12 protein-coding genes and 1 pseudogene are annotated in these 17,101 nt (G+C 37.3%); 11 read left to right on the top strand and 2 right to left on the bottom strand.

Annotated features, from left to right (window positions below; all coding sequences use genetic code 11):
* Positions 1-5 precede the first annotated feature (5 nt).
* The gene (locus tag E2H97_RS11640) at positions 6-527 is read right to left on the bottom strand and encodes a hypothetical protein (protein WP_133407297.1); all 522 of its coding nucleotides are present in this window, start codon (positions 525-527) and stop codon (positions 6-8) included.
* A gap of 124 nt (positions 528-651) precedes the next feature.
* Between E2H97_RS11640 and E2H97_RS11635 the strand changes: the two genes are divergently transcribed.
* The 11 genes and pseudogenes from E2H97_RS11635 (at position 652) to E2H97_RS11585 (ending at position 16,403) form a co-directional block, all read left to right on the top strand.
* The gene (locus E2H97_RS11635; protein ID WP_133407296.1) at positions 652-882 is read left to right on the top strand and encodes a helix-turn-helix domain-containing protein; all 231 of its coding nucleotides are present in this window, start codon (positions 652-654) and stop codon (positions 880-882) included.
* Positions 883-955: 73 nt separating this feature from the next.
* On the top strand, positions 956-2,959 hold the full coding sequence (locus E2H97_RS11630; RefSeq protein WP_133407295.1) for an ATP-binding protein: 2,004 nt from the start codon (positions 956-958) through the stop codon (positions 2,957-2,959).
* A gap of 37 nt (positions 2,960-2,996) precedes the next feature.
* The gene (locus E2H97_RS11625; protein ID WP_133407294.1) at positions 2,997-4,628 is read left to right on the top strand and encodes a type I restriction-modification system subunit M; all 1,632 of its coding nucleotides are present in this window, start codon (positions 2,997-2,999) and stop codon (positions 4,626-4,628) included.
* Entirely contained in the window at positions 4,625-5,836 is a 1,212-nt protein-coding gene (locus E2H97_RS11620; protein WP_133407293.1) for a restriction endonuclease subunit S, read from the top strand. The genes E2H97_RS11625 and E2H97_RS11620 overlap by 4 nt, the downstream gene beginning before the upstream one ends.
* Before the next feature lie 48 nt (positions 5,837-5,884).
* Entirely contained in the window at positions 5,885-9,346 is a 3,462-nt protein-coding gene (locus E2H97_RS11615; protein ID WP_133407292.1) for a DEAD/DEAH box helicase family protein, read from the top strand.
* 12 nt (positions 9,347-9,358) lie between these two features.
* The gene (locus E2H97_RS11610; protein ID WP_133407291.1) at positions 9,359-11,041 is read left to right on the top strand and encodes an AAA family ATPase; all 1,683 of its coding nucleotides are present in this window, start codon (positions 9,359-9,361) and stop codon (positions 11,039-11,041) included.
* Positions 11,041-11,928: an HNH endonuclease gene (locus tag E2H97_RS11605; protein ID WP_133407290.1), complete on the top strand. Its 888-nt coding sequence runs from the start codon at positions 11,041-11,043 to the stop codon at positions 11,926-11,928. The genes E2H97_RS11610 and E2H97_RS11605 overlap by 1 nt, the downstream gene beginning before the upstream one ends.
* Before the next feature lie 330 nt (positions 11,929-12,258).
* Positions 12,259-13,026, top strand: a pseudogene (locus E2H97_RS11600) (prohibitin family protein); the annotation flags it as partial.
* A gap of 9 nt (positions 13,027-13,035) precedes the next feature.
* Complete coding sequence (locus tag E2H97_RS11595; RefSeq protein ID WP_133407288.1) at positions 13,036-13,710, top strand: alpha/beta hydrolase; 675 nt, start codon at positions 13,036-13,038, stop codon at positions 13,708-13,710.
* Positions 13,711-14,049: 339 nt separating this feature from the next.
* Positions 14,050-15,759 carry a bifunctional UDP-sugar hydrolase/5'-nucleotidase UshA gene (gene ushA, locus E2H97_RS11590; protein ID WP_133407287.1) on the top strand — a complete coding sequence of 570 codons (1,710 nt, stop codon included), beginning with the start codon at positions 14,050-14,052 and terminating at the stop codon, positions 15,757-15,759.
* Between the two features lie 158 nt (positions 15,760-15,917).
* A complete protein-coding gene (locus E2H97_RS11585) occupies positions 15,918-16,403 on the top strand; it encodes a hypothetical protein (RefSeq protein ID WP_133407286.1) in 486 nt (161 codons plus the stop codon).
* A gap of 70 nt (positions 16,404-16,473) precedes the next feature.
* Here E2H97_RS11585 and E2H97_RS19060 read toward each other — a convergent pair whose 3' ends face one another.
* Positions 16,474-16,983 (bottom strand): type II secretion system protein, encoded by a 510-nt coding sequence (locus E2H97_RS19060; RefSeq protein ID WP_133407285.1) that lies wholly within the window; start codon positions 16,981-16,983, stop codon positions 16,474-16,476.
* Positions 16,984-17,101: the final 118 nt, after the last annotated feature.

Here is a 17,101-nt window from a genome sequence, read left to right as displayed (position 1 = left end):
ATTCGTTATCTACCTTGTTGAATAACACTCTCAATCGCTTTAATAGAACCCAAGAGCCTGTTACTTTGCTCTCTAGCTTCATTGTATTTGGGTTGTATATCACTCTGTAACTCGGGGAAATCACTACAAATTCTCTTATACTCTTCAGCTTCACCTATGAGGATCAATAACTCTTCTTTACGCTCAAAAAGATCCTTTTTTAATTGGTTTGGCAGGTCATCAATTTGTTTGTTGGTGGCAGTCGTGATTTGTTCTGCAGGATGCTGCTTGTTGCTCAGTAATTCATCTGAGGAAAACAATTTTGTTTTGATATAAGAAGGGATCTTTCTTCCTTTCGAAACAGATTTTTGAAGCAAGCCTTTTCTAACCATGCGCTCTAGGCTTGCATAAACCAGTCGTCTTACTTCATCAGGATCAAGACTTTTGTCAGTGCTAAGTGCAAGAAAGGCGGTTCTTACTTCAACCACTGTGAAATAGTTACAATTTGGTGCGGTAATGATTTGAGCTATAAGGTGATGCAATTTCATAAAAAGTTGCTCCCGAATACAGAATAGCCAAATAAACAATTTGATATGTAATGAGGGATTATAATCCGTGATATTATAATCCTCAACATGAAATAGTAGCTTGTTTGGAACAAAGGGATTTCCAATGAGCTATCTAATTCAACAATTTGCCCAAAAGTTAAGAACCCTGAGAACAAAAAAAAATATCTCACAGGATGCGCTATCGAAACTGACTGATATTGATAGAAGTTATATCGGTCGCATAGATCGTGGTGAAGTAAACATCAGCTTAGACAAGCTATTTAAAATATCCAAAGCACTTGAGTGTCAGCCAGCAGACTTGATGCCAAACATAGACTACAAAGAAAAAAAGTAAAAAAGCGGAAACATTTAATAATTCATTTGCTGCTTCATTAGCAACTGAATTTTGCTCAAAAAGGGAAGTTACTATGAGTAATGTAAATATAAGACGAGCTGTAGAGAACATTAAGTTTGGTATTAATATCTACACCCCATTAGTTGAGCTTGTCGTTAATGCGATACAAGCTATTGAACAAAAAAAGAATACTGACGGTAAAGTTGAAATATTGATCAAAAGATCAGCGCAACAAGGAATGGATTTTGATAGCCTTCCTGAGGTTATTGGCTTCGTAGTAACTGATAACGGTATTGGTTTCAACAATCAAAATCGTACCTCTTTTGATACCCTATATTCAGAACACAAAATCGACATTGGTGGTAAAGGCTTTGGTCGTTTTACGTGTCTAAAATATTTTGAAGACCTTGTTATTTCGAGTAACTACATTGAAGGTGATACTAAGTTTAATCGCTCTTTCAAGATGGGTAAAAAGAACGATATTATTGAGAACGAAAAAGTTACACCAAGAGATTTTGAGCATACTGGCACAACAGCTGAACTGAAGTCTATTAAGAAAACCAAGTTTGTTGAGAAAGGTCATAAAACGATAGCTCGTACCTTGTTCGAAAAGCTACTTCCCTATTTTTGTACAGATGGATATTCTTGCCCTGTTGTAGAGTTAAAAGACGAGTATAACGGAGCAATTATTACACTGAACGACTTTCTTAAGAAAGAAGGTAAAGACTCAATTATTGAACTGAAAAGCTTTAATCAAGAATTCATATTGAGGGAAAATAATGGTGCTAATCAAGCTTTTGATGTGCGTGTGTTTAAATTCTACTCGCCAAAACAACAAAAAAGCCAGATCAATTTAGTGGCTCATAAGCGAGCAGTAACCAATACCCCAATACAAAGCTATATCCCCGAATTTGAAGAAGAATTTAGCGAAACTAATGACGCTGGTAAGACTAAAAATTTCATATTAAAAGTGTATGTTTTTTCTTGTTTTCTTGATGAGCATGTTTCATTGGAACGTGGAAATTTTGATTTTAGTAAAGAAAGTGATGTGCAATACGGTATTTCTCAAGTTCAGATTGAAGAGCAAGCTATAAATGCAGCGCAAGAAGTCGTAAGCTCAGAAGTAAATAAACGAAGCTCTAAAAAGCAAAGTTTAGTGGTTGACTATATTAACAAAGAAGCTCCTTGGCACACTCAAATGCTGGACACAGTGGATTTATCAAACTTGCCGATGAACCCTTCAGATGAACAAATAGAACTGACTTTTCAAAAAGCTAAGTTTAATGCCGAAGGTGAGCTAAAAAAAGATGTTAAAGCCATTTTAGCATCTGAAGATGTCGAATCTTTGCATGATAAAGCAGCCGATATTTTAGGTCGAATATCTGACTCGAATAAAAATGACCTAGCACATTATGTAGCATTAAGATGCAGTGTTATCGATATTTTCGAAAAGAGCTTAGAGTCTAAGGAAAATGGTAAATATTCCTCGGAAGGAATAGTTCACGATATTATTTTTCCACGAAAAGGTGATTCATTGACAACGCCATTTCACGAACATAACCTATGGCTCATCGATGAACGATTAAACTTCACCGAATACTTATCATCAGATTTACCATTAGAAGGTAGCCGTTCAGATCGCCCTGATCTATTAGCTTATGATCAGCGAGTAGTCTTTAGAGGGGAAAATGAACCTAGTAACCCCGTTATGGTCTTTGAATTTAAAAAACCAAAACGTAATGATTTTGCTAATCCATCATCAAAAGACGATCCAGTGAATCAAGTTATTCGTTATGTACGAAAAATCAGAAATGGTGATTTTGAAACGCCTGAAGGTCGAGAGATTAACATAGAAAGCAATACCCCATTCTATGGCTATGTAGTGTGTGATTTTGATAAGAAAGTAAGGACCTGGTTAGAAGAAGAGCATGACTTTAAACCTATGCCAGATCGTAAAGGATATTTCAGATGGCACGCAAATCTCAACTTATACCTAGAAGCGCTAAGTTGGGACAAAGTGTTAAAAGACGCAGGTATGCGCAATAAAGTATTTTTTCATAAGTTAGGTATCAAATAGCGCTAACTTGCATTCAAGAATTTAAGACAAATTAAAGATGCTAACAGGTAAATTAAAAAACCAAGTAGATGAAGTCTGGGAAGTATTCTGGACAGGCGGCGTTACCAATCCTATCTCAGTTATCGAGCAATTCACATATCTACTTTTTATCCGCCGTTTGGATGAAATACATACAGCTCGTGAGCGCCAAGCTATGTTGCTTGATGCAGAAGTCGCTAATCCTATTTTTTCGAGCGAACAAGAAAAGTATCGCTGGAATAAGTTTAAAAACATAGACCCTCAGGTCATGTTTGATTTAGTCAAAGACAAAGTATTCCCGTTTATTAAAACCATTAACGGTGAAGATACCAGCTTTGCTAAGCACATGACTGATGCCATCTTCATGATCCCCAAAGCCCAAGTGCTCGATAAGGTAGTGAACCTAATCGATAAGATTGATATGGATGATCGTGATACTAAAGGCGATTTATACGAGTACATGCTATCGAAGTTACAAAATTCGGGTACTAACGGCCAATTCCGAACGCCTCGCCACATAATTCAAATGATGGTGGAAATGATGCAGCCAAAACTGGATGGTAATAAGTCAGACATAATTTGTGACCCCGCTTCTGGTACGTGCGGCTTTTTAATGGCATCAGAAGACTATGTGCGTAAGCAGTTTAAAAATGAGCTAATGAAGCCTGAAAACAGCTACCATTTTCATAACAAAATGTTCAGTGCTTACGACTTTGACCAACACATGTTACGGATTGGTGCGATGAACTTAATGCTACATGGTATTGAACATCCAACCGTAGAATACAAAGATTCGTTGAGCGATCACGGTGAGCAAAATATCAGTGATAAATACACACTTATTTTAGCTAACCCGCCATTTAAAGGCAGTGTTGCTTACGATGAGCTTTCACCGGACTTATTAACCGCATTAGGCAAAACACCTAAGAAAGCAGCTACCAAAGTCGAAGTAGATGAAGACGGCAACAAGAAAAAGAAAAAAGGCCCATCAGAGAAAACCGAGTTGCTGTTTTTAGCGCTGATCCTACGCATGCTCCAACCAGGTGGTCGAGCAGCTGTAATTGTGCCAGACGGCGTATTATTTGGTTCTACCAAGTCTCACAAAGAAATCCGTAAAGCCATTATTGAAGACCATAAATTAGATGCAGTGGTATCACTACCATCAGGTGTATTTAAGCCTTATGCAGGTGTATCTACCGCTATTTTATTCTTCACCAAAACCAACAGTGGCGGTACAGACAAGGTGTGGTTTTACGACATGCAAGCCGATGGTTTTTCTCTTGATGATAAACGTACACCCTTAATTAAAGATCAGGAATTAACCACTGAAGCGGATGCTATTGATACTTCATTGTTAGATGAAGACAAAGCACCTTCCGAACATGAAACTCACAAGCTCAATAACATTCCCGATGTGCTTTACCGTTGGCAACAGCTAGGTAATGAGAGCGAGCGAAAACGTACAGAGCAGAGCTTTTATGTGCCAGTAGCTGAAATTATCAGTAACGATTACGACCTTTCAATAAACCGCTATAAAGAAGTGGTTTACGAAGAAGTAAAATATGACGAGCCCGAAGTTATTTTAAAGCGCATTAAAGAGCTGCAACAAGCGATGGATAAAGTGATTACTGATTTGGAAGCAATGCTGTGAGTTGGGAAAAAGTAATTCTCGGTAACTTATGCAGTGTTGTAACGAAAGGAACAACCCCAACATCCGTAGGGTTAAACTTTAGTGATTCAGGTGTTCCATTTTTGAGAATCCAAGATATTACAAATGATGGTCTGACACTGGAAAAGTGCCTTTATATTGATGAAGAGGCTCATAAAACGCTAAAAAGGTCAGCGATTAGAGCAGGTGATTTTCTAATTACCATTGCTGGTACTATAGGAAAGGTAGCAATTGTTCCGGATGATTTTCCAGAGTGTAACTGTAATCAAGCTCTCGCAATTTTAAGGTTCGACCAAAATAAGTTGTTGCCTAAGTTTCTATACTTCTGGCTTCAAACTCAGGATGCTATGAGCCAAATAGCTGGTAAAAAAGTAACAGCAACGATTTCAAATTTGAGTCTAGGTCAAATTAAAAATTTAGAAATTTCACTTCCACCATTAACTACGCAAAAGAAAATTGCGGAAGTATTAGAAAAAGCCGATACCTTGCGTGGACAATGCCTACAAATGGAACAAGAGCTTAATACCCTCGTTCAATCTGTGTTTTTAGATATGTTTGTAGGCAAAGATTTTCCACTAACCAAGCTAGAAAAACTCGCCGCAAATAGTAAGCACGCTTTATCGAGTGGTCCATTTGGTTCATCTTTAACGTCAAAGCATTATGTTGAAGATGGAGTATTGGTTTTACGGGGAATGAATGTTACAAAAGGAAGTGTGAATCTTGATAAGGTAAAATACATAAGCCAAGAAAAAGCTGACGAAATAAAAAGAAGCAAATTAGTAGAGAATGACGTTGTTGTCGTTGCAGTAGGGGCTTCTGGGTACGCAATCTCTATTCCTAAAGGATTTCCTCAAGCTGTTATGTCTCAAAATTTCAATAAAATTACGCCGAACCTTGAGCTAGTTGAACCAATTTACTTAGCTAATGCACTCAATAGTGATTTTGTACAAAGACAAATTAATAAAGAGATTACAGATACAGTCAGAACCTTTTTAAGTCTTACCAAATTGAAATGTGTTGATATTCCGGTTCCTCCTAAAGAGCTACAAAAAGAGTTTGTGGAAAGGTTATCAGATATTGACGCCTTAAAATCACTTGCTTTAAATAGACTTAGTTTTGCGATCGAAAACTTTAACTCTCTGATGCAAAAAGCATTTAAAGGCGAACTTAATTTAAAGGATGTGGCTTAGCGTCATCAACCTCAAAGCTAAGCAAAGGACTTTATTAAAGGAATAGCAATGTCGAACTTCAACTTTTTAACTGAATGGCCGAAGTTACAAGAACACGCTAAGCAAGCCGAGGCTGCCGTTAACTCTGATCCTCGTTCTAGCTGTTTTTACAGCCGTTATACACTAGAGCGATTAGTGCAGTGGATGTACGAGTTCGACAATTGGTTAGAAAAGCCTAAATACGATACCACTTTAAATACATTGATTAACCAGCGAGAATTTAAAAACTCGCTGGGCAGCAATATCTTCCCCAAAATTAAGGCGGTACAAAAAGCCGGTAATAACGCGGTACATAGCGAGCGTAAAGTATCACCAACCGAATCAACGCAAAGCCTAAAAGAGCTGCATCATATTCTGTATTGGTTTTATCGCACTTATACAGCAACTAAGCCAGCGACTAATCAAATATTCGACTTAGCTAATTTACCTAAAACCATTCAAATTGACGCTAACTTGGTATTAAGCAGTGCCAAGAAGTTAAAAGAATTACAAAAGCAGCTTTCTGAGCGTGATGACAAACATCAAGAAAAACTCGATAAAGAGCGAGAACAAAACCAAGATCTTAAAAATCAACTAAAGGCACTACAGCAACAGTTATCTGAACAAAAAGCACAAAATGCCAAAGCAGCTGAAAGTGAAAAAGATCCGCACGATTACAACGAAGCGGAAACTCGCACTTTCATCATTGATCAGTACCTAAAAGAAATGGGCTGGAACCTAGATGCTGCCAATGTAAAAGAGTTTCCTGTTAGTGGTATGCCGATTTCAAAACAAAACCCAAAAGGTAATGGTTTTGTTGATTACGTTTTATGGGGTAAAGACGGTAAACCGTTAGCGGTTGTTGAAGCAAAGCGCACCACAATTAACGCCAAAGAAGGTAAGCGCCAAGCTGAGCTCTATGCTGATTGTTTGGAGAATGCCCCTCAGTTTGGCGGCCAACGTCCGTTGATTTATTACACCAATGGTTACGATATCTATTTTTGGGATGACGAAAACTACGCTGAACGCTCAGTACAAGGATTCTTAAACCAAGATGAAATGCAGCGTTTAATTGATAGACGCACCTTAGCCAAAGCATTAAATACAGTAGAGCTTGATACTAATATTGCAGGTAAAGGTCGGCCTTATCAGCGCTTAGCGATTAAATCGGTATGTGAGCAATTTGACGATGGAAAACAGCGTAAATCGCTATTAGTCATGGCTACAGGTACTGGTAAAACCCGGACTACGATTGCCCTTGTTGATATTTTAATGCGTGCTGGTTGGGTTAAGAACATTTTGTTTTTGGCCGATCGTAATGCGTTAGTAAACCAGGCTAAAAAAGAATTTTCTAAGTTACTACCTAAATCATCACCAGAAATATTATCGAGTGGCACAAGTGCATTAAAAGGTAGGCTGTATCTGTCTACTTACCCAACCATGATGAATCTCTTGAGTGCTGCGCCTGATAGTCGTTTATTTGGTGTTGGTCATTTTGATTTGGTGATAGTTGATGAAGCGCACCGTAGTGTTTATAAAAAGTATCGCTACATATTTGATTATTTTGATGCCTTGTTGCTTGGGTTAACCGCAACGCCTAAACGTGATATTGACAAAAATACCTTTGATATTTTTGAACAACCAGAGGGCAACCCTACCTACGCATACGAATTAAAAGAAGCTATTGACGACAAGTTCCTAGTACCACCAAAAGATGTGAAAGTTGATTTAGGTTTTGTTCGCAAGGGTATTAAGTACGCTGAGCTCTCTGATGCTGAAAAAGAAGAGTGGGAAAGCAAAGAACAACTTGAAGGCAAAGACGAAGTTTTGCCATCAGAAGTAAATAAATTTTTGTTTAACAAAGATACGGTAGATAAAGCGTTAGAAGTGCTGATGGAGCGAGGAGTTAAGGTAGCCGGTGGCGATAGATTAGGTAAAACCATTATTTTTGCGGCCAACAATGATCATGCTGACTTTATCGTTGAACGTTTTGATGCCAATTATCGAAAGTACAAAGGCAAGTTTGCCCGAGTGATCACTTATAAAGAAACATATGCTGACTCGCTAATTGAAGAGTTTAAAGGCGAAAAAAAACCTTCAGATCCAAATATTCCACTTACTATCGCTGTGTCGGTAGATATGCTCGATACCGGTATTGATGTTCCTGAAGTAGTTAATTTGATGTTCTTCAAAGTAATTAAATCAAAAGTTAAGTTTCTTCAAATGCTGGGCCGTGGTACTCGTTTATGTGAAGATCTTTTTGGTCCTGAAGATAATAAGCTGTTCTTTAAAGTATTTGATTGCTGTAAGAACTTTGAATACTTCGAAATGAATCCTGATGGAGCCAAAGACAATGGGGCTAAATCGCTGTCTCAAGCGATATTTGAAAAGCGATTAACACTATCACAGCAGTTAATTGATAACGAGCAATTCGGTACTTACGGCGCCCAATATCAGCGCTACTTGATAAAAACACTGCATAATCGTGTCGCTGGAATGAACTTGGACAACTTTATTGTTCGTCCAAATCGACAAGTTATCGAAAAATACCAGCAAGTTGATAAGTGGCTTAACTTAACTACCGAACATTTAGCTGAACTTGAAAAACAAGTCGCAGCTTTACCTACAGAGGCAGAACCTTTAGAGCCTAATGAAAAAGAAGAAGAGTTAGCGCTGCGTTTTGATCACATGATTTTAACTATGCAGCTAGCGTTAACCGAGAAAACAGGTATCACTGACTTCTATCGAGATAAACTCAATCAAATAGCGGCGAAGCTTGAGAGTAAAGCAAGTGTACCAGCTGTCGGTGAACAACTAGAGTGGCTACAGTATATTCAGTCAGCAAATTTCTGGACTGATTTAACACTCGAAGAATTAGAGCAAACTCGCCGTAAGCTTCGTTTATTAATGCGCTTTATTGAAAAAGAAAGCACCGGTGTTGTTTACACCAACTTCCAAGATGAAGTGGTCGATGTGATTGAAAACGAAGGCGTATATGAGTTTGGGCAAGATGATGGTTTAGAGTTATATCGCAAGAAAGTTGAGTCTTACATAAGAGAAAATCAACACAATTTAACCATTCAGCGTATTAAACGTAATCAACCAATCACTAAGTTAGATTTGGAAGAGTTAGATAATAAACTATTTGAGGCAAGCGGTATCGCTGATATGGAAACGTATCAATCAACCATCCATCCTGACAAGTCTCTCGGCGTATTTATACGTGAGTTAGTTGGTTTAGACCGAGGTGCTGCTAAAGAAGCCTTTGCCGACTATTTAGACGAAGCTAGATTTAACAGCCAGCAAATTCGCTTTGTAAATACCATCATCGATTTTTTAACTCAGAACGGCGTAATGAGTCCTGCGATGTTGGCAAAACCCCCATTTTCGGATATCCATTTTGAAGGTGTATTTGGTTTATTTGATGATAGTGTGGCAATGGATTTGAGAAACCGTATTAAACGTTTGGAAGCACAAGCAGTTGGCGAATAGCCAAAGGTAAATATGAAAGTTTATTATTCAACAAGCCCTATTTATGAAGATATTACAGGCATCTTTTTAAGATTAGATAATGTAGGTACCTACTATTCATCTCCTTGGGATGACTTTGGTTACACTGTAACCTTCGATATTTATGCCGTGAGAGAAAATCAAGAGTCACACATCACTCTTGGCCGTATCAAGCTCTTAACAAAAGACCATGATGATACGTCAAAATATTTTGAGGAAAATGGAACAAAAACCGACAGTAAATCGTTAATAGAAATTACAGATATTCTAGAGCCTGAAAGGTTCGTATCATTAGGTACGGATTTAGATTACTACCGAAAAATCCAAGCATATTTTGACTCAGAAGAGTCAGTAGATGATTATTTATCCGTACTTTGTGATTTAAGTTTTAACTCATCCAATTATGAAGAAATTTCTCAATGGGAAGGTTTCTCTTTCACCATTATGAGAGATAGTTCTGCAAAACTTGCAATCTACAAGAAAGGGTATGCTATAGCTAGAGGTCGTTATGAGCCAGAGCATAATTTCTCTATTGAAATAGATTCTTTGCCCGAAACATTTGAGCCTGTTGATTTTTCATTTGATGCAAAACGGAAAATAGGTGAATCTCGTATTAACTTGTTAATAGGTAAAAATGGAGTGGGTAAAACGCATATATTAAGGCATATAACAGAGATAATCTCTGGCTTTGGTAATGAACCTAGTAAGTGGCCATTTTTTCATAAATTACTCGTTATAGCTTTCTCTCCATTCGAAAATTTTTACACAAAAACTCAAATTCTAGAGCTGCTTGATAAAAAGCGCAAAAAGAAAACTAAAAAGAATGATAAAAGTAAGAAAAGAAAATTGCTTGCGATTAATGAGTACGCCTATATCGGCTTCAGAAATGAAGGTGGAAGCTTTGATTTAAATTTGCCTAATGAGCTATCCGCTAAATCAATTGAAAATATTCTTTCGTATGATAATGAAAACAACTGGTGGGATACTAATAATCGACTAAAAACACTATTTAGTACCCTCAAGCTTTCGATTGATTTCGATGAAATCAGGCTTATAAGTAAGAATGAAAGTGAGATTACTCTCAACGCTGATTCAAAAATTAACCCAAAGAATTTTAAACACCCTATAAATTATGTCAAAGGTATAAGGTTTTACTTGAGAGGCGAGCAAGTTGAACTCAGTTCCGGTCAACTGATATACTCGTATATGATCCCTTCAATTGTCTCCGAAATAAAAGAGGAAAGTTTAATAATATTAGATGAGCCTGAGTTATATTTACATCCTAGTATGGAAATTGGGCTTATAGAAATGTTAAGACGCTTATTAAAAGAAACCTCATCGTATGCTCTTATTGCAAGCCACTCTTCAGTTTTAGCTAGAGAAATTGAAAAAAACAGTATTAGAATATTAAGAAAAACTAATGGTAAAACAATTGTTTCTCCACCTAGCTTTGAAACTTATGGTGCTTCTTTAGAAAAAATTTCCAAAGAAGTATTTGATGATTCTATTACCGATAAGCCATTCGAAGATGATTTAGATAAATTAGTTAAGTCAACAAAAAGTATAGAAAAAGTGATACAAAAGCACGGAGGAGATCTTGGCGATTCTGCTCTGATCTACTTAGCCTCGAAAGCTACTGAAGACAATGAAGAAAAGATCGAGTTGACTAAAGAATAATGAAATATTTAAAAGCATTAAAGCACCCTGATGATTTAGGTTGGCTAGAGCTTGCTATATCGAGCAGAAAAAAAGAAGTATCTTCGTTAAAATTCATTAAACCTGATATCACAAAAAGGTATAAAGGATATGATTCTGAAATTACCAAGTTTGAAGAATGTCCGGCAGATACCGTTTTTCCTTGCGATGAAGATAAGGAATTATTAATTGATTTTTATGAGCATGCGCCTAAAAAACTTAATGAAGAAATAATTAAAAGAAGAAATAAGCATGAGTTAAAAGACTGTCCGTATTGCGGCATGCCATTGAGGCCGTTAACACTTGACCATTTTATTCCGAAGTCAACATGGCCAGAATACTCTATTTTACCTAATAATTTAGTTCCACAATGCAGAGGATGTGCTCCGATAAAAGGCGAAAAATATTTTGATGATGCTAATAAGCAATGTCTTTTTATTAGTCCAATATATTCCGATTTACTAGAGAAAGTTAGTTTGAAAATTAATGTTACTTTTGTAAAATCAACTAATAAATATGACTTTGAAGTTATTTTTTGTGTTAATTCCAATATTGAAGAGGATGATGAAAACAGATTGGTAAGTCATATTAAAACTCTAAAAGTTAAAAGTAGGATTGAGCTGTACTGTAAGGAAACAGTAATTGATTTAATAAATAGTTGTGAAGCAAAAAAATTCAATTTACGGATGGTATTACAATCGAGAAAAGAAGAAAAATTTGTAGATGAAAATAGCGTAAGAGATTGGCAAACTGCTTTATATCTAGGCTTATTGGATAATATAGACTTCTTCAAATATTTAGAATCTTTAATGCCTAATAAAAAAACGGGAAAAAAAGCAAAAATAGCTTCCAAAGCACTAGAAATTTAGTGAACTTATTTTCTAACGATATTGTGACTTTTTAAAGGGAGTAGGTTAAGCGTTTATAATCTAGGAGCTGGGTAAATAGTGAATGATCACAAGAAAATGAAACTTTACCATTAGACCAGAACAAGAGAAAAGTAGTTTACTGGAGTGGACGACCATGTGCATAACAGCATGGACGAAACATGGACGGTAAACAGCGCCCGTCCACATTGTCGCCCACCCTGTTAAACACACCCACCCGGCAGCTCGGCACTCTCCACAGTATCAATCAATAGTAAGATTTCTTTTGACTTATTTGACAACTTTCTGTAGAAAAAGTGGAACATAGGAAAAGTTGTTAAGCGTTTTGGTGAAGCGAAACACCAAGAAACTCCGGGTTTACATTTCAAAATTCCTTTCATTGAGACAGTTGAAACAATTGAAGTTCGAACACGTAAAAACTCTGAAAAAATGGCATCGAGCACTAAGGAGCAGATGCCTGTTACCGTTGAAGTAAGTGTTAACTGGACAGTCAATAAAGAAGCTGCGTTAGATCTGTATAAAAAATACGGTGGGTTAACTCAATTTGAGCAGCGTATACTTGATCCTCGTTTTCGTAGTGCCACAAAAGATACCATTCCTCAGTTTGAAGCAGAACAACTGATCCAAGATCGAGCTTCAGCCATTCAAGGTATCGAGCGTCGTTTATCAGAGGAAATGGCAGCTTTCCCAGTGATAGTCGATAACATACAGATCGAAAACATCGTGTTACCGCAGAAATACATTAATTCGATTGAAATTAAACAAACAGAAAAGAACTTAGCTGCTGCAGAAGAGCATAAATTAGAAAGACAACGATTAGAGGCCCTACGTGCAGTGAATACAGCAGATGCAAAAGCTAAAGGTATTATCAAAGTAGCAGAAGCTGAAGCTAAAGCGATTGAATTAAAAGGTCGAGCGGAAGCCAAAGCGATTAAAGCTAAAGCTGAAGCGCTAAAAAATAACCCTTTAATTGTGAAATTAACCGAAGCACAGGCTTGGGATGGTAAACTTCCTGCTACGATGTTAGGCAATGGCGCAATGCCGATTATGGATATGCGCTCATTAGAAAATAAAAAATAAGGTTGTAAAATGTCATTTGATCCAAAACAAGCTATTGTGATCGAGCCTAAAACACCTGCTACAGCAACGGTTATTTGGTTACATGGTCTTGGAGATTCAGGCGCAGGTTTTGCGCCTGTAGTACCTATGCTTGGGCTATCTGAAAATCACTCTATTCGCTTTATTTTTCCTCATGCACCAGAACAAGCCGTTACTATCAATGGTGGTTTTGTCATGCGCTCTTGGTATGACATCAAAAGTATGGATTTACTCGATCGTGCTGACATTGAAGGCGTGAAAGAATCAGAGCAACGAGTACATCAGTTTATCCAATCTCAATTGGATGAAGGGATTGAGTCAAACAAGATCATCTTAGCTGGGTTTAGCCAAGGTGGTGTAATGAGCCTGTTTACTGGATTACGTTATCCAAAACCTCTGGCAGGGATTATGGCGTTGTCTTGCTATTTACCAAATGGTGATGCTTTGCCTGAAGGTGTAAGTGAAGCCAATAAGTCGACACCAATGTTGCAACATCATGGAGAGCAAGATCCTGTGGTTCCTATAGGTGCTGGTGAAATGGCTTATAAAGCCTTAACGGCGGCTGGATATTCATCACAATGGCAGACATTTATGATGCCACATAGTGTATTACCTGAGCAACTCATGATCATAGGAGATTGGATTAAACAACGTCTTTATGACTAAGATTGTTTTTTATTCGTTCTTTTGTTGAAACAATTGCTGTTTTACGAACAACTTCCAAATTTCTTCAGCTATTAAGCACTTAGAGACCGCTGTTACTCTAAGTGCTTTTTTTATTTTCATATTGATAACCAAGTTTTCATATCATATTTATTTTTAGAAAATATGCTGTTAAAAAAACAGTGAAAAAATAATGGCTTAGCTCACATATTTGAACTTTTGTTATCACTTAGTAGTTTTCGTGTTTGTTAGTATCCCGTTCTAATGAATTGCGTTAATCAAGCGTAAATTCTTATAAAAATTTGGTAAAAGCCAAAAAACGAAAATATGGGGTTGATAACGATGAAAACTAATTTAATTAAAGGGTTGGTAGCTACAGCTGTTCTAGCCGCATTAACGGGTTGTAATGATTCAAATTCTAAGAATGAGCCTAGAACCTGTGCCGATGCTGGTGATCAGTGCGTTAAATTTACTATTCTACATACCAATGATAATCATGGCCGCTTTTGGGAAAACAAATACGGCGAGTATGGTATGGCTGCTCGTAAAACTAAAGTTGATGAAATTCGTGCAGAAGTAAGATCTGATGGCGGTGAGACACTATTGTTGTCTGGTGGTGATATCAATACAGGTGTTCCTGAGTCAGATTTACAAGATGCAGAACCTGATTTCATAGGCATGAATCGTATTCAATATGATGCAATGGCAGTGGGCAACCATGAATTCGATAATCCTCTAGATGTTTTAGAGAAACAACGTAAGTGGGCTGACTTCCCAATGCTTGCTGCCAACATTTATCACAAGGTAGATGGCAAGCTTGAGCGCATGTTTGATGCGTATAAAGTGTTTGAAATGAAAGGCGTTAAAGTTGCTGTAATCGGCTTAACGACTAAAGATACTAAGACACTAGGTAACCCTGAATACATCAAAGACATAGTGTTCACTGATGAGCAAGAAGAGATCAAGAAAGTCATCAAAGAAATTAAAGACGGCAAAAAAGCTGACTTAATTTTTGCCACAACTCACATGGGACATTTTGCTGACGGCAAACATGGTATCAATGCTCCAGGTGATGTTGCGTTAGCTCGTGCATTAGAAGAAGGACTGTTGCACGGTATTATTGGTGGTCATTCACAAAATCCTGTTTGTATGGAAGGCGTTAATAAGGCTGTCGCAAAATACATCCCAGGTTCAGAGTGTAAACCCGATCAACAGAATGGTACTTATATCATGCAAGCGCATGAGTGGGGTAAGTATGTTGGACGTGCTGACTTTGAATACTTTGATGGCAAGCTAAATCTAGCTAGCTATAAGCTTGAGCCTATTAATTTAAAAGTTAAAGATTCAAACGGTAATCGAGTATTAGTGGCTGATCCTATCTACCCAGATGTTGCACTTCGTGATGAGCTAAAACAATATCAAGATAAAGGCCAAGATAAATTAAATGAAGTTATAGGTCACACTGACGGTAAGTTAGAAGGTGATCGCAGCGTAGTTCGTACTCAACAAACCAATATGGGTCAGTTAATCGCAGAAGCACAGCGTACTAAAGTTAATGCTGACTTTGCAGTTATGAACTCTGGTGGTGTACGTGAATCAATTGAAACTGGTGATATTACTTACAGAGATGTATTAACGGTTCAACCTTTTGGAAATACTATTACTAAGAGCACTATGACTGGTGCACAAGTAACAGAATATCTGAATGTGGTTGCTACCGTTGATATTGGTGCAAAAGGCGCGGGTGCATACCCACAATTGGCTGGCATTAAAATGAGTGTTGATTGTTCGGCTAAAAAAGTAACCATTACTGATATCAATGGTAAAGGTTATTCAGCAGATGCTAACTACACCTTCACTGTTCCTAGCTATAATGCTGCTGGTGGTGATGGTTATCCAAAACTTACTCCTGTTAACACTGGCTATGTTGATGCTGAAGTTCTTTATACTTTCATTAAAGCCAAGAAAGACATTCTTGTATCTGACTTTGCTCCAGTGGATGGTGATATCCAATTCCTAAACTCTAATAGCACTAAAGCTTGTAAGAAGTAATTTGGGTCATATTCCTGTTTAAAAAGCAGCCTACGGGCTGCTTTTTTGATCTTCCTTGTTGATTTTCCCTTTAGAAATTAATTTTTATTTACGATGAACTTTTCCGTATATGCATTAGGTAAGATGTTCCACCTAACTCATTAGCAAGGTGTCAATTTATGGGAGCAGGAGTAGATTTAGGCGCAGCAATAGCTGTTTCCTACAATGCGGTAGCAATCGACATTCAATCGGCTAGAGAACAAACATTAGAAGCGGTTAAGGGGTTTATATCTGATAACAAATTGATTGAGGATGGTGAGTTTATTGTTATTGGTCAAGAATCTTTTATGATTCAAGTAAAAGCAGACAATTCCGTGGGGGATGTGATAATTGCTTTTTTACTAAACAGGCCTCTAGTTCCAGAGACAAGAGTTACCTTGTCGTATGGTGGTGGAAAGAGAGAATCAGGAATACTTGGAACTATAGCTTTCCTTCTTAAAAATATCTCTAGCGACATAGAATGGAAATACTTTGAAGAAGCAGGGGAACAGTTGTTAACTGAACTGAAGAATACAGAAAAATATCAAGTTTACGCTAAACAAGATGAGCACTTTGAAAGTCATCGAATATCGTTACTTGAATTCCTTGATTCGAAACAGAAGTGATCAGTAAGAATTCAGTTAATTTGGTTAATGCATTAGCGCCATTGATTTTGAACGTTTGAATAGAAAAAAACTAAGTGCTTGGATCTACTAATTCTAAAAGACGTTCGGTTGCACGATAGTTAAAGCCAATACTTGGTTCGTCCTTTAATCTAAACCAGCAAGTCCAGTCATTATCGCTGGCACCATCGCCTCGTACATTATATTCTGTGTTTGGCTCTTGCATTAATGCATCCCACACTTGATTACATTCAAGTGCACTTAACTTACCATCCTCAGGTTCATTGTCGTCACTGCAGTGAATATTATGCCCAGCTTTGCATTCTGGCCAATAATTATAAAACTTAAGCTTAGTGCCGCCTATGGTGAGCCTTCCGTGTGGAGGAATACCTGAAACTCTAGCTTTAGCCTCCGCCATTTTTATCGCGCTAGAAAAAGCACCAAAAAAACCTTGGTTTTTTGCTTTATAAGCATCATCGCTAAAGTTGATAAACTTGGGTGCTGCGGTAACGGCTAGAATACCTAGAATGACGATGACAATGACCAACTCAATAAGAGTAAAACCTGAATTTTTCTTATACATATAGCTACTCAAAAATCATTTCCATTCAAATGGACTTTTTACTGAGTGGATATTCTATATTGAAATGAAAAACTGTGACAGAGGTTAATCTATTTTGTTTCTATATCATGGTAGCAAT

This window comes from Parashewanella tropica (assembly GCF_004358445.1).
GTDB classification, from domain to species: Bacteria; Pseudomonadota; Gammaproteobacteria; order Enterobacterales; family Shewanellaceae; genus Parashewanella; species Parashewanella tropica.
The sequence above is the reverse complement of the archived record's forward strand: the minus strand, read 5'-3'. Positions and strand labels throughout refer to the sequence as shown.

Excerpts from the sequence above, each read along its gene's own strand:
- E2H97_RS11640 (WP_133407297.1), bottom strand. The coding sequence starts at position 527 with ATGAAATTGCATCACCTTATAGCTCAAATCATTACCGCACCAAATTGT.
- E2H97_RS11635 (WP_133407296.1), top strand. The coding sequence starts at position 652 with ATGAGCTATCTAATTCAACAATTTGCCCAAAAGTTAAGAACCCTGAGA.
- E2H97_RS11630 (WP_133407295.1), top strand. The coding sequence starts at position 956 with ATGAGTAATGTAAATATAAGACGAGCTGTAGAGAACATTAAGTTTGGT.
- E2H97_RS11625 (WP_133407294.1), top strand. The coding sequence starts at position 2,997 with ATGCTAACAGGTAAATTAAAAAACCAAGTAGATGAAGTCTGGGAAGTA.
- E2H97_RS11615 (WP_133407292.1), top strand. The coding sequence starts at position 5,885 with ATGTCGAACTTCAACTTTTTAACTGAATGGCCGAAGTTACAAGAACAC.
- E2H97_RS11610 (WP_133407291.1), top strand. The coding sequence starts at position 9,359 with ATGAAAGTTTATTATTCAACAAGCCCTATTTATGAAGATATTACAGGC.
- E2H97_RS11605 (WP_133407290.1), top strand. The coding sequence starts at position 11,041 with ATGAAATATTTAAAAGCATTAAAGCACCCTGATGATTTAGGTTGGCTA.
- E2H97_RS11595 (WP_133407288.1), top strand. The coding sequence starts at position 13,036 with ATGTCATTTGATCCAAAACAAGCTATTGTGATCGAGCCTAAAACACCT.
- ushA (WP_133407287.1), top strand. The coding sequence starts at position 14,050 with ATGAAAACTAATTTAATTAAAGGGTTGGTAGCTACAGCTGTTCTAGCC.
- E2H97_RS11585 (WP_133407286.1), top strand. The coding sequence starts at position 15,918 with ATGGGAGCAGGAGTAGATTTAGGCGCAGCAATAGCTGTTTCCTACAAT.
- E2H97_RS19060 (WP_133407285.1), bottom strand. The coding sequence starts at position 16,983 with ATGTATAAGAAAAATTCAGGTTTTACTCTTATTGAGTTGGTCATTGTC.